The sequence below is a fragment of the Vibrio viridaestus genome, assembly GCF_003856525.1.
Lineage (GTDB): Bacteria > Pseudomonadota > Gammaproteobacteria > Enterobacterales > Vibrionaceae > Vibrio > Vibrio viridaestus.
Genome location: NZ_RJVQ01000002.1, coordinates 672,712 through 696,668, shown reverse-complemented (window position 1 = coordinate 696,668; position 23,957 = coordinate 672,712). Strand labels below are relative to the sequence as shown.

The following is a 23,957-nucleotide window of genomic DNA, read 5'->3' as shown; positions in this document are numbered from 1 at the left end:
CTCTTAATGCTCCATATTCTTAGCCAGCATGTGGCTATGACGATTACTTTTGCGGCGAGCCAGTTTTAGCTCTAGCAAGTAGACTCTTTCAACGACCAGACTTGTCACTGCAATAACGATAATTGTACTGATAACAAGCACAGCCAGAATTCTAAGCCCTTCCTGCTCCATCAACTCTTTGTGGTTAACGACAGCAACAACTGCTGGAATAAAGAACAACAACATTTCAGCCAGTAACCAGGTAGCACCGCGACGCAACCAGTTAACGTTAACCACCTTACAGAAAACCAACGCTAACAGGATCAACATCCCCGTTAGGTTAGCCGGGATCGGCAAGTGGAACAGCGTTACTAAGTAGTCGGCAGCAAACCAAATCACTGACAGAATGACTACCTGAAATAGGATCAGGAATCCATTTTCGACTTTTTTCATTATTATTTGTTTCCTTTTGTGAGGCTAATCACAGTATATGCACAAGATAAACCATCATAAAATGAATTTTTTTTATCTAAATCATGCCAAAATGGCATACTAGAATTTACTGCTTTTATGGGCCACAAATGGATATTAAAGCGCTACGTTACTTCGTCGAACTGGTTGATCAGCAGAGCTTTACGCGTGCTTCAGAAAAACTGTTCGTAACCCAACCTACCATATCGAAAATGATACGGAATCTGGAGCAGTCATTGAACCAACCACTCATTCATCGGGAAGGGAGACGATTTTGGTTAACGGATGCCGGTGAAGTCGTTTATGCAAGGGCTCAGCAAATTCTGCAGGTAGCTGCGCAGTTGAAAGCAGAAATTGTCGACTTGAATGAATTAGAACGAGGACATCTAAGGCTGGGGATTCCACCAATGGTGGGACACCTTTATGCAGGCTTAATCCGGCGTTACAAACAGCTTTATCCAAATATTGAACTGACAATTGTGGAGTATGGCGGCCGAAAAATTGAGCAGGCTTTAATTAATGGCGACCTTGATGTCGCGATGACCATGCTCACACCGAATAACGATCACTGCCTCGCCAGTCTCGCATTAGATGCCTACCCTGTGCATGCGGTCCTTCCAGATAATGACAAGTGGCAAGCTCAAGATTCCATATCTTGGGATGATATAAAAGAAGAGCCTTTCTATATCTACACCGAAGAATTTACCCTCAGCGATTACATACGTTATCACTGTCAACAAGCCGGATTTAAACCGCAAATCTCCGCTCGTAGCAGTCAATGGGACTTTTTAGTCGCTCTGGTCAAAAGCGGTGTCGGCGTAGCGTTCCTGCCTGAGCCTTTATGTCGTCGAATCCGCGGCGAAGGCGTCTTGGTAAAACCGATAGCCCCTTCGATTGACTGGAAACTGGGCGTCATTTGGCATTCAGAACGCTATATATCGAAAACTGCTGATGCCTGGATCAAGCTATGTCAGGAGTATCGCCAGAATAAAAACTAACGTTCTTCGATTTTACTTAAACACTTATCCAGACTGTCACGACAAGCACTAAGAACAGCCAGTCCTATTAGCTCGCCTATTAAAGTGTGTTTCCCACAATATTCTTGGGCTTCTCCATCAACGGGGCAAAAAACGACATGGCTGTCAGTGCCGGTGCCACTGGCAGGTAATCCTGAAATGGGGCTGGTAATGTCTGCATCTCGAATGGCTGTAACTTTACCCTCCGTCAGCATAATCAACGCCTCTGCAAGAGCCGCATCTGTCAACCGCTGGTTTATATAGAGCCAAATATTGATCGTCCCAGCTCGCGGTTTTTCGTCGGCTGGGTCACCCACACGACGTGTATTACTCAGCCCTGCAGTCACCCAACATTGCACAACTAAATTCTGTCGCTGTTGTTGGCTATAACCCAAGGAGCGCATCGATGCCGCAGTCATCATTGCCGTCGTGGGCTGAGGCAGATCCAGTTGATTCGCTTTTATGGACAGTGTTTCTTGCGGTGGAAGCCAAGGCGGTGGTGCCGCTTTATCCACTCGTAAATTGAGAAAGGAACACGCCTCTGATATCCCGCCATTGAGTACCGCAGAGCCCAATAAACGACAACGGCTCTCGGGAATTAATACCAGATAATCCTCATGGAGAATATGTTTAACGGGCGACATCAAACCTTCTTATTTGCCTAACTTAGGGTTACTTATGATAAACACAAAGCGAATTAAAAATAAGAAAAACTTGGAGTACTCCTGCCATAAAAACGCCAGAATTTGTGATCGAAGATGATTAGTGTTGTAATGATTACGTAATATATTGATTTTTTTTTGAGAGGTACAACAAAACAAAAAGGAGATAACGCGTGATTCCTAACTGGATAAGTATCATCGCCTGGATTTCCATTATCCTAGGCTTCATCTCTGCATTTTGGATGTGGTTAGATATCAACCGTCGGCCTCAACATATGGCAATCATGCATTGGGTTTGGCCTCTTTGCGGCTTGTTCGGACATTTACTTGTCGTATGGATTTATCTCTCTGTTGGTCGTTCCCAACCTGAGACTCATCATTCTCATCACGAACATCATGATCATCACCATCAAATGCAACATAGTCAGTCTCCGTCAGCAGGCAGCGTTCTAAAAGGCGCATTGCACTGCGGTAGCGGTTGTACATTGGGTGATATTATTGCTGAATCTCTTGCGTTTCTGCTCCCCAGTATTCCACTTCTGTTTGGCTACCAATCGTTGTTTGATGACAAAATATTTGCTATCTGGATATTGGATTTCATTTTGGCGTTTGGCTTAGGAATTGTCTTTCAGTATTTTGCAATCAAGCCAATGGGAAATATGTCTCGTGGAGAAGCGATTGTTGCAGCGCTAAAAGCGGACTTTTTGTCGCTCACGGCATGGCAGATCGGTATGTATGGATTTATGGCCATTGCACACTTCTGGCTGTTCCCATCTCTGTTTGGTACCGAATTGGTTGTTAACAGCGCTGCCTTTTGGCTGATGATGCAAATAGCCATGCTCTGTGGATTAGTTACCGCATTTCCCGTCAACTATTTGTTGATTCGAATGGGTGTAAAAGAAGCCATGTAGTGACGCGCAATGTTATTCGTAAATACTTGAGCCCTCATAAAATGGGCTCAAGATTCGATCTAAATAAAATCCCGTATCGCGCTTAGACAACGCTCAACCGTGTCATCTTTTTCTGCCACTGGTGCAACATAATAAATCGCAGACTCTGCTTCCTCTTGCCCAGCCAATTTAGCAATGACCCAAGTCGCGAGGTATTGAGAGGCGAGACAACCACCCGCGGTCGCGATATTACCTTTAGCGTAGAACGGTTGCTCAACGACATCGACACCTGATTCGATTACCCAAGGTTTCGTGGTGAGATCCGTACAGGCAGGAATTTGGTTTAATAATCCCAGTACCGACATTAGTAAGGTCCCCGAGCATTGCGCGCCGATCAGTTGTCTTTCGGGATCGAGTTCTAAACGCGATAAAATGGCGTCGTCTTTAGCAATATCTCGGGTAAGTACACCACTGCCAAATAAAACCACATCGGCATTATTTGCAAATTCCAGTGGTTGCTGTGCTTTAATGGTCACGCCATTCATTGATGTCACGCGTTCGCTCGGACAAGTGATCTGAACATTCCATCCTTTCGATTTCATCCGATTCAAAATACCCTGCGCGATGAACGAATCCAATTCATTAAAACCGTCGAAGGTCAGTATTGCGATATCCATATAGGTCATTTCCTTAGGTGCGAAAGCAATAAGTTTATTGATAAAAAACCGCCAGCCAAATCGTGGTTTCACTATCCGAGGTATAGATAACACGATGCTTTTCATGAGCTTGGATATTGAAATAGTCACCCTGAGCTAACGCCACCTGGCGACCATCCTCAAACTCGATAATGCCTTTCCCTTTTAGCACGATAACCCACTCATGTTCAACTTGGTCATACCATCCATTCTCAGGTGATACGTGTCCTTGGGACAGAATGCGCTCGATACGCACTAATCCAGTGGTGATGATGTCCTGAAATATCTCTTGCGGTAATGTCTCAGGGATATCGGTAAATACGTTTGTCATGCGATTTCCTTCAATTTCACATCTATCACTGTCTTTAATCGTAACCGCTTGTTTTAACGATAAAACCACACTAAAAACATGCATTAAACTTAATAATTTCAAGCATATACATGTATGCAATACCTTCGGTATTCTTATATTTCAATTAGAGAAAACAGTGATATAATGCGCCGCTTTACCCAACTAAAAGTGGGAAAACCGTAAAAGTGATACGTTATTCCATTGCTTTTGTTGGATGAAAATAAATGCTGCTGATTCAATTTTATAATTACAAATCGGCTTTATTTGCAGATTCTTAATATATGCCATTACCAAGTAGAGTACACAAGGGGTTATATGATCATTCGTAAGTTATTCAAATTTGAGGGTGCTCATATCGTCAGAAACTGTTCATCAGAACGATGCAAAAAATCGATTCATGGACACAGCTATACCGTTGAAATTTTTGTTAAATCGCAAGGGTTTGATAACGGTATGATGGTCATGGATTTTGGTCTGATGAAAGACAACATGAAAGACTTTATCGACGGGTTCGATCACGCTTATTCCATGTGGAATAAAGAATCAGATGAATTTCAGACTTTCATGAAAAACCATTCCGACCGTTGGATCGAAATGCCGGTATCTCCTAGTGCGGAAGCGTATTCACTCATGTTCTTCAAAGTGCTTGATGAAATGATCAAAGCGACCGAATTTAATAATGGCGAGAAAAATGTCGAACTGCATTCCGTCAGAGTGCATGAAACCGCTACAGGCTATGCTGAGTCATTCCGCGATGATCTGGACTGGATTAACTTCGAGCTAAAAGACATTGTTTTGTCTGAAGGTATCAAAGCTGAATTCAAAGACCCGCAAATGTTCGATAAACTGATTCAAGCGAGTATCAACGGTACGAAATGCTTCATCAATCCTATCGTCGATCAACAGGTCTAGTCCCTTATTTGACCTGCTCGACAGCGTCAATAATGTCCGCAAATGGATAGCGTTCCATTTGCCCAAATCCCGGTAATTTATTGGCTTTGGTTTTCGTGCTGAGTGGATTTGGAATACCGCAAAGAAAACGAGCTATTGCTTTCACACTCGCAGCGTCTCCAACCGTATCAACAAAACCAGCAACCCAAAGCGAAAGCTGTTTGCTATCGATGGCAGGCAGTTCTGTCTTTGGCATCACCGCTGTTTTTCCCATGCACACAGAGCAGTGACCGCATTTCTCAGGCGCATTGTTATCTGCAAAGTAGTCAGCTAAGAAGTGACTTAAACAATGATCGCTCTGGAAGAAGTCGAGCATAGTTTGAATTCGTCCGATTTCGCTATTTTCTTTGTGTTCAAATAGCTGATAAAGCTGCTGAGCGAGTTCTGCTAACGGTTTAGTCGTATCCAAGACCTGATAAACATCAGTAATTTGTTTGCTTTCCAGCTCAATCAAGCCCTTCTCATTCAGATAATCGAGAGCCAAAACGACACGTTCGCGACTACCGTGATAGGAGTGCCAAATGGCGTCAAAGTCGACCGTATTCCATGTTTTGGCTTTCACTGAACAACGTAAAATCGCTTCAATAAACGCGCGTTTTTCTCCGGGAAAGCGCTGAATAATTTCCTGTTCAGCAGCAAGATACTTAAATCGATAGCTGGCGTAATAGCTAAATTTTGATTCAATCACGTGGTGCAGTTCGAGGTAGACCAACAGAGTTTTGAGCGGTAGTTGGCGTATCGTACTCTCTTGCGACAGACGATTTAGCATCACTTCCCAACGCTCACCGCTGGCGTAGATTTCGCGAATCACATATTCGATCGCCGATAAATCAGGCGTATCGCCATAAACAAAGTTTTCCAGCACATTAACGTTTTCTTTATTGGCCAACGTAATGCACTCAGATTGCAGCCCATCACGCCCTGCCCGACCAATTTCTTGTGAGTAGTTCTCTATCGATTTGGGTAAATCAAAATGGATAACACGGCGTATATTGGCCTTATCAATCCCCATTCCAAAAGCAATCGTCGCAACAATGCAATTTTGCTGTCCGGTCATAAAGGCTTGCTGTATCGCTTCCCTTTGTTCACTCTTTAAGCCGGCGTGATAAGCCACAGCAAATACACCCGCTTCAATTAGGTGTTCGGCGACCCATTCAGCGGTTTTCTGTAGAGTCACGTACACAATCGTTGGCGCTTCAGGTGCAGGACGAATTCGAGCCAAGAGCCGTTCGAGTTTTTCTTCGGTTGGGCACGCTTCAATGTCGAGCGTCAGATTAGGACGATAGAATCCCGTTGTCGTGACATGCTCACGCTGAATATCAAACTTGCGCTGCATATCATCAATAACGGCTGTCGTGGCCGTGGCGGTCAGGAGCAGAACTTGAGGTATCGATAATTCGTGGCGGTATTGCGGCAACTTGAGGTAGTCCGGACGAAAGTTGTGGCCCCACTCCGAAATACAGTGCGCTTCATCCACTACCATCATTGAAATCGGGATCTGCGAGATAAACTGGCGAAAACGCTCGTTCTTAAGGCGTTCTACGGAGATCATCAGTATTTTAATCTCGCCACTACGGATGCGCTGCATGGTTAGCTGCGTCTCTTCTTTGGTCTGATTAGAATCAATACTCGCTGCCGAAATACCTTTGCTGTGCAGAAAATCAACCTGGTCTTTGATTAACGCCAATAATGGAGAAATAACCAGAGTAAGATGCGGTAGCATTAGTGCGGGTAACTGGTAACAGAGCGATTTCCCCGATCCGGTCGGAAAAATAGCCGCCGCCGAGTGCCCCTGCATGATATGAGTAATCACATCGGTCTGACCCGGACGCAATGAATCAAAGTGGAAATACTGTCTGAGTGTTTGCTCTACCGCCGTTTGCATATCGCCTGCTGAACTCCCTTTTTGTCATTTCTTTATATCGCGAGTCAGTGTATACCAAGATACACCTGCAATCCGAGGTTAAACTTGCGACTGGCTCGAAGAATTCGACACAAGCTCTGTATGATCTTACTCACTCTTATTAACAGTTCACTAAGCAACAGACGTTCGATTCCTAAATGGTGTTCTCATTTTCCTCTCGTTCTCAGGTAACAAACAGGCTTTGATTTCACCACCTTCGCATATTGAACTACGCTCCTTCAGATAACTTATAAGAAAATAATTTAATCTTGAGGGGAGTAAGCTATGCGCTTAGATAAAGAATTAACCTTTCAGCAAAAAACCTGGATACTGTTGACACCGTTGTCCCTGCTGACTTTTGTCTATATGGTTCAATATGGTTATTCAACAGCCGCCTTAATTATCAATATTGCGTTAACTGCCGCTATTCTCTTACTTAATCAGCCACGATTTCGTTATGTGATCTCCTATTTATTCTATGGTTTCGTCGCCCTACATATTCATCAGTCCAGTGGTATGACAATGCTTCACTTCGAGGTGTTTATTCTACTAGGATTATTACTGATTTATGGCGACTGGTTAGTCGTTCTGAATAACCTTGTCGCAGCAGCGGTCCACCACTTTTTATTCTTTTACCTGCAAACGGCTGGTTACGGCGTATATATTTTTCCGGGTAACCCTAGCATCTGGCTGCCTATTGAACATTGTCTTTATGCAATCTTACAGGCAAGTGTATCAATGTATGGTGCGTTCACCGCTAATATCAGCGCAAAACGCATGTCTTACGTTGAGGAAAAAATTAATCAGATGGTGGATGGTGACAAGCTCAATCTTAAACTTGAGCTGGAATCCAACGATCCTTTCTGTAGTAAGTTTAATCATGTCATTGGCAAGCTCAAAGAACTCATTAATAGCAATAACAGAACGATCAGTGAACTAAGCGAAGTGTCAGCAGCCGTTGTTGCCGCAACAAGAATAATTACTCATGAAGTTCAAGAAAACTCGATGAGGACAGAACAAGTCACTACCGCCATGCAGCAACTAGGCGTCTCATTCCGCGAAGTGGACCAAAATGCGCATGTGTGCCACGATAATATCCAACAAACCCATGACAGCAATGTTGAAATTGAGACAGGTACCCAACAATGTTCAGGCTCCGTAACGGCGTTAGGTTCACATCTCAATGAAACAAGCGCGAATATCAATAACATCGTGAATGAAATTAAGAACGTGCATACGATATTGCGTAATATTCAGGATATCTCCGAGCAAACGAATCTTTTGGCTCTTAATGCCTCGATTGAAGCTGCACGTGCCGGTGAAGCGGGTCGCGGCTTTGCGGTAGTAGCGGACGAAGTTAGGGCATTATCTCTGCGAACCAACACTAGCGTGAGTGAAATCAGTCGTACATTACAAGCTCTCGATAGTAATGCGAAAGTATCGACAGACAGTATGACCGCAGTGAATAAGAACTCCTCGAAACTGGTCGAGGAAGTCGGACATATCCAGCAAGCAATTAGCCGTTCAAGCAACAACGTTTCGAATATCACCTCGCAGATACATCAAATTTCGACCTCGGTTACACAGCAAAATGCCGCTCTTGATGAGGTAAACCAGAATATGGATCAGGTAAACGAGTCCACGCAAATCATCGCGCAAAAAGTGACTGTCCAAGACAATAGTATGAAGCAGCTCGCGCAGTCGATGCAGCAACTCAAAAAACTCAGTGAGCAATTCGTTATATAACGCGCGTTGATATCAATTCAATTAAGCTCAGCGGCACGCCATAAAATAGCGTGTCGCTGTTTTCTTCTTATCACATAGAATCTTGCTGCGCTTCTTTCACATCGGGTCGGAAGTTGAAGTACGATTGGTCGAGTAACATACGGTGGACACCGGCGATGTTCTCTTTTAGCCATTCATCGTACATTTTGAGATTAGAATACTCAGGTAACGTGATTTCTTTCTGTAACGTAGGAAGATCGTCGCCTGCTAATATGCCGTCGCGCACTTTGGCGTAAAGCGACTTGATGTAGCCAAGATAGTGTTTCACATCTTCGCGACTGCCTGCGTCAGCGTGTCCACCGATAAAGAGATCAAAGGGAGGCTCGTTCAATACGGCTTCTGTAGAATGAATCATGCCTTGAATATCGTATCCAGCCAGATCTTTGTAAGGCATCCGTCCCAAGACTATCCAATCAACCACAAACAACACATTGGCAGGCATAAAGCGCATGCTTACATTCCCTCTTCCGTTATTAACACCGTAATATTGTAGATGTACCTGACTCTTACCAAGATTGATGGTCAGATGGTCGCCAAAGGTGACGTTGGGGTACGCTGTCGGGAGTCGGGTATTCACCATATCCTCTGCGGCGAGTTCCTGAGCAACGACAGTGGTATTGGGTTCTACCAGCTTCTCACCACCAAGAGAATGGTCAACATGGTTATGGCTGTAGACCAGATAACGAATAGGCTGTTTAAAGCGCTTCTTTAACTCAGCTTTTAACCAAGCAGCGGCATCCGGATTAATCGGGTCCGTGACCAAAATACCCTTGTCGGTGACCATAAAAACAGAACGATAATGCCCTGCAGTAAAGCGGTAAACGTTGTCTTTCATTTTCTCAATCACGTAGCTGTGTTGTTCAGCCGCTTGAGTTGGGAGGGTGGCAAAGCTCAGTAACATTAACACTATCACGCTAATTAAACGCATTCATCTCTCCTTTTCAGTTAGCAGAAAAATCCATATTCAAAACTAACTTAGTAGACGAGGTTGGAATATCAACGCGGAAAATCAGAATTAACCAAAGGTTAACTGAGCGCTAAAGTAATTTGAACGATCACGATGAGGTGAATTAAGGGGTTTCTAAGTGAGTGAATAGATGGTAGAACTGGGTGATATAGAACGAATCAAAATGTTAAGGATAACTATGACCAACACACCGTACTTTCCTATTTTTGGTAAGGATTACCCGAAGGAGAATTGGGTGTTGATTGATTTGTCTGAGTCCAATCCGGATCTTGAGTATTGGCAAACAAGCGACCCGGTTTATCTGGCTTCTTTCGTCGCATCTCAGCTTAAAACCACCCGAACAGTCGCGATTGGCGGTTATCAAGAAAAACGAGCCACTTACCGACAAGCAGCGCATTTTTCGGATATGCCCGCTGAAGAAGTTCGGGATCTGCATCTTGGAATCGATTTATGGATTGAGGCAGGCGCACCCGTTTATGCCCCGCTCGATGGCACCGTACATAGCTTTCAAAATAATGATTTACCCTTTGATTACGGGCCAACGATTATTTTACAACATGAGGAAAATAGACGTGTTTTCTATGCTCTGTATGGTCACTTATCTCTGAGCTCATTAGAGGGTCTGCAAGAAGGGCAAGTTATTTCACGTGGCGAGAGGTTTGCTCAGGTTGGCGATAGCGACGTTAACGGCGGTTGGCCGCCTCATCTTCACTTGCAAGTGATGCATGATATGTTCGGACAAAAAGGCGATTTCTACGGGGCGACCAGTGAGAAGGATAAGGCCAAGTTTTACGCGAATTGTCCTGATCCTTCTTTTCTGTTGGGCTAACTTTGTCGCCCGTTGGGTTTATTCGTCGTCATCACAATAGCTTGGCTCGTAAGTGGCGGCATACCCTACCAATAGCGCACCGATCGCCGTGTCTGGTTGCGAGTCCTCTTTCATTAACCACACTTTATCCTGAGCGCTCAATGACCCGTTAAATACGCCTAGGTGCAGCTCTGCCAACGCCTTCTTGTTTTGCATGATAGTAATAACCTGAGGATGGTCAGTATCACCGAATGCTAAATGATACTGCTGATCGTTGAAGCTGAAGTTATACGGGTCGGTAAAGCTTGCCTTCTTACCCTGAGCATCAATTTGCGCAGCATATTTATTCGGCTCAATGATAACAAGTGATCCATGACCACCATCACAGCGCTGCTCGTAATGAAATTGCGCCTGCTCACTATCATTACTGGAAAGCGTCATCGTGACACTTTGGTGTTTTACCTTCAGCAGCACATCATCAATTAGATTTAAGTTCGCGCTTTTATCTACGTCGACTTGATAAGGTCCAAAAGTCAGGTGATGCCCCGGCATCCACCCTTGTCTGCCTTTTATTACATACTGGTCACTGTTTTCGTGCCATTTTGGTGGTGTGTCGGTTGGTACCGATACACAGCCAGTAAGTGCAAGCATACTTAGGGTGATAATTCGTTTTACCATGAGGTTCTTTGCGTTGAAAATTGGGATTGATGGGTAATTTAGCAAGGTCGAGAGGATTTTGAAATAGACGATAACTGAGTCTGTAATGTACGTGAGATAAGAGTTTAATATATACCAACGCAATTACTGACTTGGCGTAAGTCCTGACCAGAATATCAAAAAAGCGGAATAGAATTATTACCTCCTCCGCTTTTTTCTAAACCAGCCCAGGAAAGATATGCAAACTAACAGTTTTATAAAAACTTACTACGTTCATCAAGACACTCACCAGAGCCCATTTCAAATTCACGACATATCCAAGGACGATTTTCATAAATTGTGCACATTAAAGTGTCTCTATCTAAAGCTGAGCACCAACCATCATTTAATCGTCTCATGGTTTCACCGCCGTATTGGTCTCGTTCGATGAATTCTTCTGGCACACCAGTGTCCGAAATAATAAGAACTTCAAGACGACAGCAGCAAGCTTTGCAGTTTGAACAAGATATATTTGGAGAAGAGGGCGTATTCGTTGGTATAAGCATAAATAACTATAGTTAGATCAATTGCGCAGTATACCGTAATTTACAGCTAACAACCTTTATTTCCCGGATTCCTTGCATTTTGAGAAACAAAATTTCTGTTGTTCTCCTTCCCCCAACTCCTTATCCCTGATTAATCCTGAGACACATTACCATATCTATTACTGCTTTAGCCGCGAAAAACGCCTGAATTATTTAGCTATAGGTAACTTCGGGAATTGAATATGCCACAAGCGGCATGATTCTTGATGCTTTAATAACATTCGCTTCTTCATTAGTCGAAGCAAAACCGTACCTACCAACCCTAAATGCAGCCAATAGGTGGCCTTTCGAGTTAATTTGGCAATTCACCTAACATCAATCGAAGTGTTGACAAGCGGACATTGTACTGTTTACGACAATAGGAACCGAGTACCTTGATATCAGAAGACAACAGTTTATGGCTTTCCATGTGGAAAAACGGACATACTGACTTTCATCAGACATCAGTTAATCAACAATTACAAGATTATTGGCATCAACTTAACATTCCCACAATGGGAAGAGTCTTAGTACCATTATGTGGAAAGAGTAAAGATTTAATTTGGCTGGCGAGACGCGGCTACGAGGTTATTGGTATTGAGCTCAGTTCGATCGCGGTAAGAGCATTTTTCGAAGAAAACAATCTAAAACCCAAAAAAACTCGCTGCGGGAATTTCACTGTATGGCGACATGGACATATTCGTATTTTCTGCGGCGATATTTTTGTCTTAAAAAGTACAGACATAGGTAAAATTGACGCCATTTATGATAGAGCGGCCCTTTCCGCATTACCTGAGACAATCAGAAAGCTATATGTCACTACATTACTTTCGTTTATGCCATTCCTGAAACCCATGCTCCTATTAACAACAGAAGATGCAGATCCATTAAGAACTACAGATTCTCAAGCATTGATTGATTCAGAAATATCTGACTTATATTCACCTCACTTTGCAATTGAAGTATGGTATGGCGACTCATATCAAGCAAATCAGGTTCATGAGACAGTAAATAAAGTATATCAAATGAATATTAGAGTATTTGGTACCGAAAATATTACATAACGCTTTGTTAAGGGGCGCAGCAACGTAATAAATGACTGTCTGCAAAACACTTAAACACAAAACTCGCTGCAAACTAAAAATGCCACGCGTTGCAAGTCCCTCTTTAACAATTTGTTATGTGCCGATTTTCAACAAGCCTTTCCCTTGTTTCTTAGGGTCACGATTTGTCAATATATACACACTTTGAAAAGCTTCAATGTCTGAAAATTTTACGTCTTTGATAGAATTTTCTATGATAGATGCGTCTAATCGAGGCTCATCAGTAAAAATTAATAAGACTAGTTCATCGAATTCTTCGGGTAGTTTGTGACACTTTTGAGCTTTAGTTGTGACGATATTCTGTAGTTTCTTAGCAATACTATCCGCATTCCACGATAGAATTTCTTTAAGATATTTTAAGCGCTCACCCTTGATGTCGTAACCAATAGCCTTTTCATTTAACCTCTACCCCCACTTTCTTTCCTGAACTAGTGACAACAGCCACATCAGGCGGATCTTGTGCAAGAAACATATTAACTAAATGCTCGTTAGTATCTACTTCTAACATTTGAAAGAGATGTTGAGTAACTAAAAGCTCTTTAGTGGTTTTATTTGGCGTTTCAAAAAAGTCAGCGTGCTTACGTACCATTGCCTTACGTTTTATAAGATAATCGTTCAGCACCTCTTCCAAACGGGTTTTGAAAGCTTCGATTTCATCTCTTCTATGCCAATATCGTTTGAGTTTTCTTGTTCTCCGCCTTTTTAGCTCAATAAGCTGTCGATAGTTCATTAATTCCTCCAAGGCACATAACGCTTCAATCAGCCGACGCGTTAGCGGTCGGTTGCATTGACTTGTTAAGTGTTTTCTTTGAGCTTCCTGGAAGCATCAAGCCTTGCTTACTTTTTTCTTTTGGTGATAAAGCAATAGCTGACTGATTTCGGTATGCACCATTTAGTATATTGTAATTTTCCCATAGACCATCAACTACGTCTTGAGGGGCATTGTCTGGCAAGCTGTTTATACGATCCAAGACTTCATTACATGCAATTCGATTCTGAGCAATCATTTTTTCTAGCTTTATTCCATTTCGCCCTCTATATACAAGAATTCCTCCGATAATGCCGAGAGCTGTAAGCGGAGTTGAAAGTAATAGCGCGGATAGAGCAATGTGCGGTGCAATCAAAGTGCCTGCCAGTGCTCCAACAATTCCTCCCGCGGCACCAAACAGCGTGGACGAACTACTGGCATCTGCTTTTTCCGATGCTTGTATTAATTTATCTAGGGCTTTATCTGTGTTGCTCGTGATGTTCTCAAGGTCAGAAATTGAAGACTCAATATCTTTTTTCATTGAGTCTCTCCTCTGAATAATGTAGTGCCTCTGCGGCTCTATCTACTGCCTTCCGTTGTTGGTAAATATATTCACTTACCTGCCTTAGGATTGCTCTATGCTCATAGAAACTTGATGAGGATTTAAAAAGAAAGTAACCAAGAAATACACAAATAGGACCTAGAAATTGATGAATTTCAGGGTTAACTAAGATAGATCCATTTGGGTGAATTAATACAAATAACGTTAGTAGTAGCAACGAAAAAGAAAGGATCAGAAAAACCAAGGAAAACATGGTTTTAAACTTTTCTTTTTCCTTGATTCCATATAGACCTAATAACTGTTGCTCGGACCTATTCAAGAGATTCTTTAGCCAATCTCTTTTTGAGTAGACCTCGTTGGGATAATCATTTTCTATCATTTTTTCCTCACTATCCGCAGATTGTTACCGCACACTTAACGCCGCCATAAACGGCAAAAAATGGCGGCTAAAATTTGTGAGGCACGAACAAAAGCCAACATTTTTTGTCCGATTTAATGGCCTTGTTAGCTCACTTTATGCTATCTAGCTCATCCATATTCATGGAAGACCAAAAGTTTCTTTCATAGTGAAAGTTATACCAACGTTCAGTATCTAATCTTTCATGCCCTTCCTTAACCTTTTTTCTTAGCTCATTCGCATCGCTAATCCCTGTAATTAGAGCTAATTTACTAAAGTTTTTATGCTGGGCTGCCCGCACAAAAAAAGGATAGCCATTACCGTAAGATGAATAATGCAGGGTTGCTGGGTACCAACATGTATCTGGCGTGATAAAAGCCATTAGTAGAACTAAAAGCTCTGCTTGTCTGATTTCTGAGAATGGTATGTCCTCACGGTCTGCCTGTCTTTTAATTAACTCGGCAGCAGGAGCATAAAGTCTTTGATTTTCAGGGGCTAATACTGACTGAAGAGCCTCTGAGTAACCGTAAAAGCAATCAAACCGTTCGAAGTTTGTCTGACCATAACTGTCTGATCTAGGTATAAGATAATGTGATCTGAACACTTCATTTAGAGTCTTGTAAGCCCCAGACTTCAGTAATGCAGCAACAATGTATAAAAATGTTTCATAGACGAATACTGAGTGAGCCTCAAACCAAGAGTCACTCCACTGATTGATTTCCGCTGGCCTAGACTTTAGCTCTCTTAACTTTTCTAATACATCGATAAGTGACTCTGAAAATTCATTCTCATCACTTATTTCGCTCTCCAATAGCACCCAATCACAAAGATGATTTCTTACAGCCTTGAGTTTGCCACAATCTTCTAGGATTTTTTCTCCCATTGATTCAACTTCAGGCCGCTCTCGCACTCTTAGGTCATCTGCGTATGAAATGCAGGCTTCAACAAAGTCACGTCGATAATGCTTTAAACCTTTTTTGTCTTGCAATATAGCTTGCTTCAGTGAGTTAAATTTAGCGTATGCTTCACTAGTAGGTATTGGGGTGTCACTTGTAATGAATGTTGGTGCCTTTCCTTTTTTAGGCTTTACATGTTGAGGCTTGCCATAAAGAAGGCGTACTAATTGCTCCCAGTTCTCATTTTCTGCTTCTGAGCTAGAGAAGTTTATCCACATTCTCGATTTCATAAATGCAGGTAGAATGGGTTCACCATCATTACCAAATTCACATACGATTGGTATAAATTTTGACTGTTTTACTTTTTCATATACTTCGCCAGAAATGATCTGTGACTCTGTACCCACACCAGCTTTTCGAGCGTTAGCTTTTTCAGCATACGAACTATCACATATTACCAATACATGTGTAACATCAGGATCAGTTACCATTGTCTCCATAAAAGCATACTTATCATCACCTTCTTTTAGGTCATAGATATCCAATATGACATCAACACCATCAGCAACGAGCCTATCAGCCCAATGTTTTACCAACTCCTGGTGTGATTGATTTGTCCAGCTATATGAAATAAAAACTTTTGGTTCTTCCATAATTTCCATTCTGTATTGTGTGTGACTCGGTGAGCTAACAGTTATTATATGGACATTGTCCACATGACAATGTCCATATAATTCCTATTGACCATTTTGAAACTTGTCCGCTAATCACCTGATTCTTCACGCTTAAACACACAAATCAAATAGTCATACCACCAGAAAATAAAGACAGTGTCGTGCATAATTATTTTCATAGTGTTGAAGTAGTATGCTGCTTGCTAAGAAACAAGAGCCATCCACGCTACCGCCTGCCTCGGTGGTAGTGAAGCATGTGATTAACTGACTGAATCGTATTGAATTCATATAATTTCATATTCTTGAATTCAGCTCCACTATAAATTGACATTTCCCTGACATTTCTTGATGTAAGCCCTTGTTTTGGGCGATTGTGGAATCGATAAACAAAACCAATTTTATCGACAAAAAATTTCTACCGTCAGAGGGACATTTTTTATTGCACCCACCCTCATATGGTCTTACTATCGCGCTGCTTCTTGATGATAGCCAATCCGAGTACATCACAGGTTGTTTGTGGCAAGGCGATAGAGCAACTATCCAAGAGTGACTTTGACGGCGCGATAACGCGCTCTTATTGACGCTCCACTTTTCATTACAACGCATACATGAAAAGTGCACCACTAACATTGGAGGCTTGCGATGGCTAACACTAAATCTATTGTTGATTTTCAATCTTTCTCTTCTCAAACACTAACTGCTGACGAAGTTCAGTTGATTGAGTCTTCTGTTGCTCAGTTCGGTGCGCCACTATTGCTTCTTGACTGCAATGCTGTACGTCAGCAATACCGTGCACTAAAAAATGCGCTGCCAAACGTGACTCTGCACTTCGCGTTAAAACCACTACCTCACCCAGCAGTAGTAAGAACTCTGCTCAGTGAAGGTGCAAGTTTTGACCTAGCGACAACTGGCGAAGTGGAATTAGTGGCAAGTCAGGGTGTTCCTGCTGAGAAAACCATTCACACTCACCCAATCAAACGCGATTCCGACATTCGTGAAGCGCTAGAGTTTGGTTGCAATGTGTTTGTGGTAGACAACCTGAACGAGTTGGCGAAGTTTGAAAAGTACCGTCAAGATGTGGAATTGTTAGTGCGTTTGAGCTTCAGAAACTCAGAAGCATTTGCTGACTTGTCTAAAAAGTTCGGCTGCAACCCAGAACAGGCTATCGTGATTATCGAAAAAGCCAAAGAACTGGGTATACACATTAAAGGTTTGTCTTTCCATGTTGGCTCTCAAACAAGTCACCCACAAAAATATGTGGACGCGATTAATACTTGTAAAGTGCTGATGGAAGAAGTGGTTGAACGTGGTTTGCCTGCGTTGAGCACTCTGGATATTGGTGGTGGTTTCCCTGTGACTTACTCAAAACAGGTGATGCCGATTGACCAGTTCTGTGTGCCAATTAACGAAGCGCTAAATCAACTACCTGAAACAGTACAGGTACTTGCCGAACCAGGACGCTTTATCGTTGCGCCTGCAGTGATGAGTGTTGCTTCTGTTATGGGTATGGCAGAGCGTGAAGGTCAAATCTGGTACTACCTGGATGACGGTATCTACGGTTCATTCAGCGGTCTGATGTTTGATGACGCACAGTATCCATTGGTCACTATCAAACAAGATGGCGAACGTGTACCAAGCGTACTGTCTGGCCCAACTTGTGACAGTATCGACGTGATTGCAGAAGGCATCATGTTGCCAAAACTAGAAAATGGTGACTTGGTGATTGGCCGTATGATGGGTGCTTACACCAGTGCAACGGCGACAGACTTTAACTTCTTTAAACGTGCCCAAACAGTGGTACTGAACGAAGAAGCCGTAACAGCGAGAATGATCGGCTAGGTCTGGCTAGGAATAATAAAATAAGGCACCTCTCGGGGTGCCTTAACTATTTGCTGTATACGAAATTTTTATAGATAAGCGCCAGTATTAGGCTTTATTGGTGTATTTCTCAGCGTATTCCAGCGCCTGATCGATCACATCAGCGACCTGAAGTTTTTTCGCTACACCAGATGGGGCATAAGCCTCTTCACCCATGATGCCGGTTTTCACTCTCTGTGCAAACGCTTCGACATCAACACCGTCTTTTTCCAGCTCACACAATACCGCGACTAACGCTTTTACACTGAAATCTGAACTCATAATTCTACTCCGGGCTTCTGGGCCTTCTTGTTTTCTTTATTGGTTTCAGTGACTTTAACTAAATATTGTCGTTAACGGAACTGTTAAATGAAAACATACGAACTTCATCACGAGGATACCAGCCAAGGCTTTGATAAAAACCCTGCGCGCCAAGGTTATCACTGAGCACAAACAGGTGCGTTTTCGCAATACCAAGCAGACCAAGTGCCTGAATGGTTTCGCCCACTAACGCCTGACCGATTCCCTGCTTACGATAATCGGATGATACCGCCAGATGCTGCAGATAACCGCGACGTCCGTCTGTTCCTGACAGTACTGCACCGACGATGTTATCGTCCATCAAAGCCACAAAGCTGAGTCCGGGGTTTTTAATCAGATAGGCACCAATATTTTCTTTTGAATCCGCATCGCGTAAAGAAAGACTTTCTGTCTGCCGCCACAAACCGATAACAGACTCGTAGTCTGAAATTTCCATCTCTCTGATCGTCAACATGTATATTCCTTAGTGTAACGGAGCGACCCGGTAAAAGACTCTCGCTAGTCGCATCCAAAAAGTTAAGTCAGTATTTTGCCCTCACCCAGCATGGATAAAATCTGAGCCTGAGCTGTTTTTAATAATTTTTGTCGTTCATCTTCGTTGGAGATCATCTTAGCAATCGTTACCGCCCCAACGAGCGACGCCATAATAGCGCGCGCTTGATCGCTTATACATTCACTAGATAGCTCAATTTTGCGAATTCGACATAATGCGACAATACGTTTTTCAAGCATTATGCGCACGTTATCATAAGACTGTTGAAACAGTTGCTTAATTTTATCGTTATCGCTACCTGGTTCATTAAATAAGACACTCTCTGGGCCCGGTTGCATCTTTTTCGACTGATGAAGTCCCCAATAGTTCGCCGTTAAAGCCAGTAACTTATTCATTGTCAAGGGAGATTTGACTAATCTGGCACGGCTGCTCTCTTTTAATAACTCAGAAAAACACTCCGCGTAAAGCGCTTCTTTGGATTCAAAATGAGAGTAAAACGCACCATGGGTCATATGTGCTTCTTTCATCACCTGACCGATGGACACCTTATCGAAGCCAAAGCGGCTGAACAGATCCGTTGCCGCCTGTACGATACGAACTCGCGACTTCTCTTTATGTGACTTGTCATATGGCATAACGACACTTACCTCGCTCGCTATATATTATCTTGATCATATTTAGTGCAGTGATACCGTCTCCCTCGTACTGTAACATTTATGGAGACGGATATGAATTCACCGATAGTCATCACAGGTATGGGCATTGTCAGCCCACTCGGTTGCGGTGTCGACACTGTTTGGCAGCGACTGACTGCCGGACAGTCGGGCATCCAATTTATAGACAGATTTGATACAGAAGAATTCCCGGTAAAAATCGCTGGTTTGGTTCCAAATAAAGAAAACGATGCCGAAGCCGGTTTTGATTTTGCCGATGTGGCTCCAGCCAAAGAGCTGAAAAAACTCGATCGCTTCACCTGCTACGCTCTTGCTGCGGCTGAGGAAGCGCTCACTCAGGCCAACTGGTTTCCGCAAAACGAACAAGATAAAGAAAATACCGCGACCATCATTGCCTCAGGTATCGGTGGTTTTACGACAATCACTCAAGCGCAAAAAACACTCGACAGTAAAGGCTACAAACGTATTTCGCCTTTTACGGTCCCAGCGTTTTTGGCCAATCTTGCCTCAGGTAACGTGTCAATTAAGTACGGATTCAAAGGCCCATTGGGTTGTCCGGTCACCGCTTGCGCTGCTGGTATTCAGGCCATTGGTGATGGCATGCGTATGATTCGTAATGGTGAAGCCGAAGTGGCTTTGGTCGGCGGCGCAGAAGCGTGCGTCGATCCTTTGTCTCTGGCTGGCTTTAACGCGCTTAAAGCGCTCTCCACCAGCACAGAACCAACCGCGGCCTCTCGCCCATTTGACCAGAATCGATCCGGTTTTGTAATGGGTGAAGGCGCAGGACTAATGGTCATCGAAACACTGGAACATGCCCTTAAACGCGGTGCGACACCGCTGGCCATCCTAAGTGGCTACGGAACCAGTGCCGATGCACACCACATTACATCAGGCCCGGAAGATGGTTCTGGTGCCGCGCTTTCAATTAAACGCGCCCTGAAACAATCCGGATTGGCCGCAACCGATATCGCTCACGTTAATGCTCATGCGACATCAACACCGGTTGGCGATAACGCTGAAATCGCCAGCCTGAAAAGCGTGTTTGGTGAACATCTATCTCAGGTACCGATCTCCGCCACTAAATCTGCGACCGGACACCTGCTCGGCGCGGCGGGCGGTATTGAGTCCATCTTCACTGCTATGGCCGTCATTAATAACCGCGTACCACCAACGTTGAATCAGACCGACCCTGACGAATCCGTCCACGGGTTAGACGTAGTGCCAAATACCGCCAAAGAGCATCAAACCGAACACGCTCTGTGCAATGGCTTTGGTTTTGGCGGCGTTAACGCCTCACTGATAGTCAGTCGTTATCGTTAATTTCGATTCCAACGTTCTCCATAAGCCTGACTATAGTCGGGCTTTTTTATCTCCGAAGAGAGATTAACATCGTCAATCAGCGGTCCCGCTATGGTCTGAAATGGAATCACACCCGCCCAGACCTCTCGGTCTAGATCGGATTGATCATCGTTCACACCACCGTTATTGATTTTAACCGATGCCTCGTCCAAGCTCAGCTTTAGTACGGTCGTACCATCTAATTCTCTATCGCTCGATGGTCGAACTTCTGCTGTTCTTCCTGGAGCTATCTGCTCGATAAAGTGATTGAGTAAACGATTCTTCTCTGCCCTTTCTTCTACTTTTTCACACACACCAAACACGACCGCTGAACGATAATGCGCACTATGGTGAAATGCCGAACGCGCCAACACCCAACCATCCAGCAAAGTGAACGTGACACACGTCGCCTGACCATTCGCCAAGGCACGCATTAAGCGGCTATTATTGGCGCCATGCAGATAAATGGCATGCTCATCTCGCCAGAACAACATCGGAATGACTACGGGGCCGTTCTGATCACTGATCGCAACGTGGCCCAGTTTTGATTCATCGATAATCTGATAAAGCTGAGTAATATCGGTCCCCGCTCTGCGCGGCGCTTTTTTGAGTTTGGTTCTGTCCGTAGAAGAAAGCATTGTAAAATCCTCATAAGAAATTGTTGTCCTATTAAAACCAAAATTGGTACTCTTATTAAGTGCCGTTTTTAAATATTTAGTGGAACCAATTTTGATCATTGATATCGGTGATTTAGCCCTGACGGAACAGGGACAGACCAAGCAAGAAAAACTGTTTAATGCCATTCGAGCCAAGATCGTTTCTGGTCTTTGGCACAGCAACGCCAAGCTGCCTTCAACACGCGAGCTCGCCGCCAGAATGGGACTCGGTCGCAATACCGTAGTTGCCACATACGAGCAGTTGGTCGCAGAAGGCTATCTCAAAAGTCATGTTGGCTCAGGCTTCTTTGTTGCGGTCAGCCTGCCTGAACAGTTTTATGTGGGTGAAAGCGTTGAGCTAACCAACTCGGTTGAAGACACGAATGAGCATTCACTGCGGTCCTTTTCTCCCGGAGTTCCGGATCTGGAGGTTTTCCCGATTAAACGCTGGTCGCAAATGATTCACCAACAAGGTCAGCGCCGTGCTTATCTCGGGTATAACGATCTTCAGGGTTTGCGAGTTCTGCGCGACGCGATTGCGCACTATGTCTCTTCCAGTCGTACGGTTTATTGCTCACCTGAGCAGGTCATCATTACGCATGGCGCGCAGCAGGCGATTTCTATTGCGCTGCTTGCGACGGCTAACTTTGGCGGCGATGTCATATTTGAAGAGCCCGGTTACGGCAATGTGCGCGCGGTACTGGACCTGTTCAATATGAACAATATCCCCTTTCCTATCGACAAACAGAGCGGCTGGGATTTTTCGTCCTTAAAAAACGCGACGGCAAAAACCGTGTATGTCACCCCCAGTAACCAATACCCACTTGGTTTATCTATGCCCGTAGCGGAGCGACTTGAATTACTAGAATGGGCGGCATTGAATCAGAGCGTGATTATCGAAGATGACTACGACAGTGAATTTCAGTTTGCCCATCAACCCTATCCAAGTTTGCAGGGTTTGGCCCATGAATTTGGTTATTCCGATAATGTGATTTATATCGGCTCGCTGAGTAAAGTGATGTTTAACAGTATGCGCCTTGGTTATATGGTCGTGCCACCATCCATGGTCGAAAAGTGCTGTAATATCAAACAAACCTTGGGTGGTGAACTTGCAGCGGCCTCTCAACTCGCACTCGCTCAGTTTCTGAATGAAGGGCATTTGCAGCGTCATATTCGTAAAATGCGCCGTATTTATCAGGATAAGCATCAGGCAATGGTGGCGGCTATCGAGGCTCATTTTAACGGTGATATCGAGATTATCAGTCAGGCAGCAGGATTACACATTACCATCATCTGGCATAGTAAAGTGTGTGAAAATCGCTTATCGGATCTGGCTAAAACACACCAGTTGAAAGTACGGGCGATATCGGCGTATGAAAGTCATGCCCCAAACCGAGACTGGCAAGGTGCCGTTTTAGGCTTTGGAAACGCAGATATCAATCGTATTGATATGGACATAAAACATCTCGCGGATCTGTTCTATCAGTTGCTCGAAGAGAAAGACTGAATTCACGCCAAGATCAATATCCACCTTATTGAATAGCTGTTATGCTGTCCCCCTTAATGTAAACCGATAACATCGATAAGACAGGGACAGCATAATAATGATGATATCAACGCCGCAGACACCGCCGTTCAAAGAGCGGGCAATTCTGTTTTTTCTGCTCACACTGCCGCCATTATTCTGGGCGGGTAATTTTATTATCGGACGCTCTGTTCGGGGTGAAATTCCACCACTGACATTATCGTTTTATCGTTGGATCATTGCCTTGGTGATTCTGCTGCCGTTCGCCTATCGTTCAATTCGTCGTGATGCACCAGTCTACTGGGAAAATCGTTGGCTGATTCTGCTGACCTCTGTCACCGGCATCAGTGCATTTAACTCATTGATCTATTATGGTTTACAGTTTACGTCAGCCAACAACGGTATCATTCTTAACTCCTTTATCCCGTTACTGATTTCTCTGATTTGCTGGGTCGTTTTCCATCAAAAACTGGGCATAAAGAGCTGGATAGGAATGGGGATTTCGTTCACCGGTGTCATCACTATTGTCTCTCATGGTCAACTTGCCACCATCTACAATATGAGTTTTAACCACGGCGACCTGATTATCTTTGTCGCCATGGTTTGTTGGGCAATCTATACCCTTGGATTAAAGCATCTGCCAAAGAACGTCAATCGTCTTGGTCTCACTTCCGTGCAGATGGCGATTGGAATGCTGATTTTAATCCCATTTTACTGGACGGAAGTCAGCCTTGGCGAAGTGCCAGTTTGGAATACCCACTCGATTCTAAGTCTCGCCTACATTGGCGTGGTACCTTCGGTTCTGGCCTACCTACTCTACACCACTGCAGTCGAACGCATGGGTCCGAGTAAGGCCGGACTGTCGATTCACTTGCTGCCAGTATTTGGCGTTATTTTATCGATGCTATTTCTTGGCGAGAGTTTGCACTGGTTTCAGGCTACGGGAATGGTATTGATCTTTATTGGTATCGCGATGAGTTAATGATGTGTGGAGTCTGACAGACTCCACTTTTA

25 protein-coding genes are annotated in these 23,957 nt (G+C 43.8%); 10 read left to right on the top strand and 15 right to left on the bottom strand.

Annotated elements, in window-relative coordinates:
• Nucleotides 1-3: 3 nt before the first annotated feature.
• Nucleotides 4-432: a CidA/LrgA family protein gene (locus tag EES38_RS07185; protein ID WP_124936478.1), complete on the bottom strand. Its 429-nt coding sequence runs from the start codon at nt 430-432 to the stop codon at nt 4-6.
• 128 nt (nt 433-560) lie between these two features.
• Between EES38_RS07185 and EES38_RS07180 the strand changes: the two genes are divergently transcribed.
• Nucleotides 561-1,448 (top strand): LysR family transcriptional regulator, encoded by an 888-nt coding sequence (locus tag EES38_RS07180; protein ID WP_124936477.1) that lies wholly within the window; start codon nt 561-563, stop codon nt 1,446-1,448.
• Here the strand turns inward: EES38_RS07180 and EES38_RS07175 are convergent.
• Nucleotides 1,445-2,110, bottom strand: a complete 666-nt coding sequence (locus tag EES38_RS07175; protein ID WP_124936476.1) for an adenosylcobinamide amidohydrolase — start codon at nt 2,108-2,110, stop codon at nt 1,445-1,447. The two genes, EES38_RS07180 and EES38_RS07175, sit on opposite strands and share 4 nt — an antisense overlap.
• A gap of 191 nt (nt 2,111-2,301) precedes the next feature.
• On the opposite strand from EES38_RS07175, the gene EES38_RS07170 reads away from it, so the two are divergent.
• Nucleotides 2,302-3,039: a DUF4396 domain-containing protein gene (locus EES38_RS07170; protein WP_208020407.1), complete on the top strand. Its 738-nt coding sequence runs from the start codon at nt 2,302-2,304 to the stop codon at nt 3,037-3,039.
• Between the two features lie 59 nt (nt 3,040-3,098).
• Here the strand turns inward: EES38_RS07170 and EES38_RS07165 are convergent, their stop codons facing one another.
• Nucleotides 3,099-3,695: a DJ-1/PfpI family protein gene (locus tag EES38_RS07165; RefSeq protein ID WP_124936475.1), complete on the bottom strand. Its 597-nt coding sequence runs from the start codon at nt 3,693-3,695 to the stop codon at nt 3,099-3,101.
• 34 nt (nt 3,696-3,729) lie between these two features.
• Entirely contained in the window at nt 3,730-4,044 is a 315-nt protein-coding gene (locus EES38_RS07160) for a cupin domain-containing protein (RefSeq protein WP_124936474.1), read from the bottom strand.
• Nucleotides 4,045-4,380: 336 nt separating this feature from the next.
• Here EES38_RS07160 and EES38_RS07155 point away from each other — a divergent pair, with 336 nt between their 5' ends.
• Complete coding sequence (locus EES38_RS07155) at nt 4,381-4,977, top strand: 6-pyruvoyl trahydropterin synthase family protein (protein WP_124936473.1); 597 nt, start codon at nt 4,381-4,383, stop codon at nt 4,975-4,977.
• 4 nt (nt 4,978-4,981) lie between these two features.
• Here EES38_RS07155 and EES38_RS07150 read toward each other — a convergent pair whose 3' ends face one another.
• A complete protein-coding gene (locus EES38_RS07150) occupies nt 4,982-6,901 on the bottom strand; it encodes a RecQ family ATP-dependent DNA helicase (protein WP_124936472.1) in 1,920 nt (639 codons plus the stop codon).
• Between the two features lie 303 nt (nt 6,902-7,204).
• On the opposite strand from EES38_RS07150, the gene EES38_RS07145 reads away from it, so the two are divergent.
• Entirely contained in the window at nt 7,205-8,665 is a 1,461-nt protein-coding gene (locus EES38_RS07145) for a methyl-accepting chemotaxis protein (RefSeq protein WP_124936471.1), read from the top strand.
• Nucleotides 8,666-8,735: 70 nt separating this feature from the next.
• Here the strand turns inward: EES38_RS07145 and EES38_RS07140 are convergent, their stop codons facing one another.
• Nucleotides 8,736-9,632: an MBL fold metallo-hydrolase gene (locus EES38_RS07140; protein ID WP_208020406.1), complete on the bottom strand. Its 897-nt coding sequence runs from the start codon at nt 9,630-9,632 to the stop codon at nt 8,736-8,738.
• Between the two features lie 217 nt (nt 9,633-9,849).
• Between EES38_RS07140 and EES38_RS07135 the strand changes: the two genes are divergently transcribed.
• Nucleotides 9,850-10,500 (top strand): peptidoglycan DD-metalloendopeptidase family protein, encoded by a 651-nt coding sequence (locus tag EES38_RS07135; RefSeq protein WP_124936470.1) that lies wholly within the window; start codon nt 9,850-9,852, stop codon nt 10,498-10,500.
• 18 nt (nt 10,501-10,518) lie between these two features.
• Here the strand turns inward: EES38_RS07135 and EES38_RS07130 are convergent, their stop codons facing one another.
• Together EES38_RS07130 and EES38_RS07125 are read right to left on the bottom strand one after the other, a co-directional pair.
• Nucleotides 10,519-11,157: a hypothetical protein gene (locus EES38_RS07130; RefSeq protein ID WP_124936469.1), complete on the bottom strand. Its 639-nt coding sequence runs from the start codon at nt 11,155-11,157 to the stop codon at nt 10,519-10,521.
• Between the two features lie 233 nt (nt 11,158-11,390).
• Complete coding sequence (locus EES38_RS07125) at nt 11,391-11,681, bottom strand: YkgJ family cysteine cluster protein (protein WP_124936468.1); 291 nt, start codon at nt 11,679-11,681, stop codon at nt 11,391-11,393.
• Between the two features lie 413 nt (nt 11,682-12,094).
• Here EES38_RS07125 and EES38_RS07120 point away from each other — a divergent pair, with 413 nt between their 5' ends.
• The gene (locus EES38_RS07120; RefSeq protein ID WP_124936467.1) at nt 12,095-12,763 is read left to right on the top strand and encodes a thiopurine S-methyltransferase; all 669 of its coding nucleotides are present in this window, start codon (nt 12,095-12,097) and stop codon (nt 12,761-12,763) included.
• 433 nt (nt 12,764-13,196) lie between these two features.
• Here the strand turns inward: EES38_RS07120 and EES38_RS07115 are convergent, their stop codons facing one another.
• The 3 genes from EES38_RS07115 to EES38_RS07105 form a co-directional block, all read right to left on the bottom strand.
• Entirely contained in the window at nt 13,197-13,532 is a 336-nt protein-coding gene (locus tag EES38_RS07115; protein WP_124936466.1) for a hypothetical protein, read from the bottom strand.
• A 25-nt stretch (nt 13,533-13,557) separates the two neighbouring features.
• Complete coding sequence (locus tag EES38_RS07110) at nt 13,558-14,091, bottom strand: hypothetical protein (RefSeq protein WP_124936465.1); 534 nt, start codon at nt 14,089-14,091, stop codon at nt 13,558-13,560.
• A gap of 530 nt (nt 14,092-14,621) precedes the next feature.
• Nucleotides 14,622-16,058 (bottom strand): SEFIR domain-containing protein, encoded by a 1,437-nt coding sequence (locus tag EES38_RS07105; protein ID WP_166434219.1) that lies wholly within the window; start codon nt 16,056-16,058, stop codon nt 14,622-14,624.
• 663 nt (nt 16,059-16,721) lie between these two features.
• Between EES38_RS07105 and EES38_RS07100 the strand changes: the two genes are divergently transcribed.
• Nucleotides 16,722-17,918 carry a type III PLP-dependent enzyme gene (locus tag EES38_RS07100; RefSeq protein WP_124936463.1) on the top strand — a complete coding sequence of 399 codons (1,197 nt, stop codon included), beginning with the start codon at nt 16,722-16,724 and terminating at the stop codon, nt 17,916-17,918.
• An 87-nt stretch (nt 17,919-18,005) separates the two neighbouring features.
• Here EES38_RS07100 and EES38_RS07095 read toward each other — a convergent pair whose 3' ends face one another.
• The 3 genes from EES38_RS07095 to EES38_RS07085 form a co-directional block, all read right to left on the bottom strand.
• Nucleotides 18,006-18,218, bottom strand: coding sequence for a hypothetical protein (locus EES38_RS07095; RefSeq protein ID WP_124936462.1), 213 nt, complete (start codon nt 18,216-18,218; stop codon nt 18,006-18,008).
• A 58-nt stretch (nt 18,219-18,276) separates the two neighbouring features.
• Nucleotides 18,277-18,711, bottom strand: coding sequence for a GNAT family N-acetyltransferase (locus EES38_RS07090; RefSeq protein ID WP_124936461.1), 435 nt, complete (start codon nt 18,709-18,711; stop codon nt 18,277-18,279).
• A gap of 62 nt (nt 18,712-18,773) precedes the next feature.
• Entirely contained in the window at nt 18,774-19,385 is a 612-nt protein-coding gene (locus EES38_RS07085; protein WP_124936460.1) for a TetR/AcrR family transcriptional regulator, read from the bottom strand.
• Between the two features lie 93 nt (nt 19,386-19,478).
• On the opposite strand from EES38_RS07085, the gene fabF reads away from it, so the two are divergent.
• The gene (gene fabF, locus EES38_RS07080; RefSeq protein WP_124936459.1) at nt 19,479-20,744 is read left to right on the top strand and encodes a beta-ketoacyl-ACP synthase II; all 1,266 of its coding nucleotides are present in this window, start codon (nt 19,479-19,481) and stop codon (nt 20,742-20,744) included.
• On the opposite strand, the gene EES38_RS07075 is transcribed toward fabF, so the two are convergent.
• Nucleotides 20,741-21,400, bottom strand: coding sequence for a pyridoxamine 5'-phosphate oxidase family protein (locus EES38_RS07075; RefSeq protein ID WP_124936458.1), 660 nt, complete (start codon nt 21,398-21,400; stop codon nt 20,741-20,743). The two genes, fabF and EES38_RS07075, sit on opposite strands and share 4 nt — an antisense overlap.
• A gap of 79 nt (nt 21,401-21,479) precedes the next feature.
• On the opposite strand from EES38_RS07075, the gene pdxR reads away from it, so the two are divergent.
• Together pdxR and EES38_RS07065 are read left to right on the top strand one after the other, a co-directional pair.
• On the top strand, nt 21,480-22,925 hold the full coding sequence (pdxR, locus tag EES38_RS07070; RefSeq protein WP_124936457.1) for a MocR-like pyridoxine biosynthesis transcription factor PdxR: 1,446 nt from the start codon (nt 21,480-21,482) through the stop codon (nt 22,923-22,925).
• A gap of 97 nt (nt 22,926-23,022) precedes the next feature.
• Nucleotides 23,023-23,925, top strand: a complete 903-nt coding sequence (locus EES38_RS07065; RefSeq protein ID WP_124936456.1) for a DMT family transporter — start codon at nt 23,023-23,025, stop codon at nt 23,923-23,925.
• The last annotated feature ends 32 nt before the right edge of the window (nt 23,926-23,957 follow it).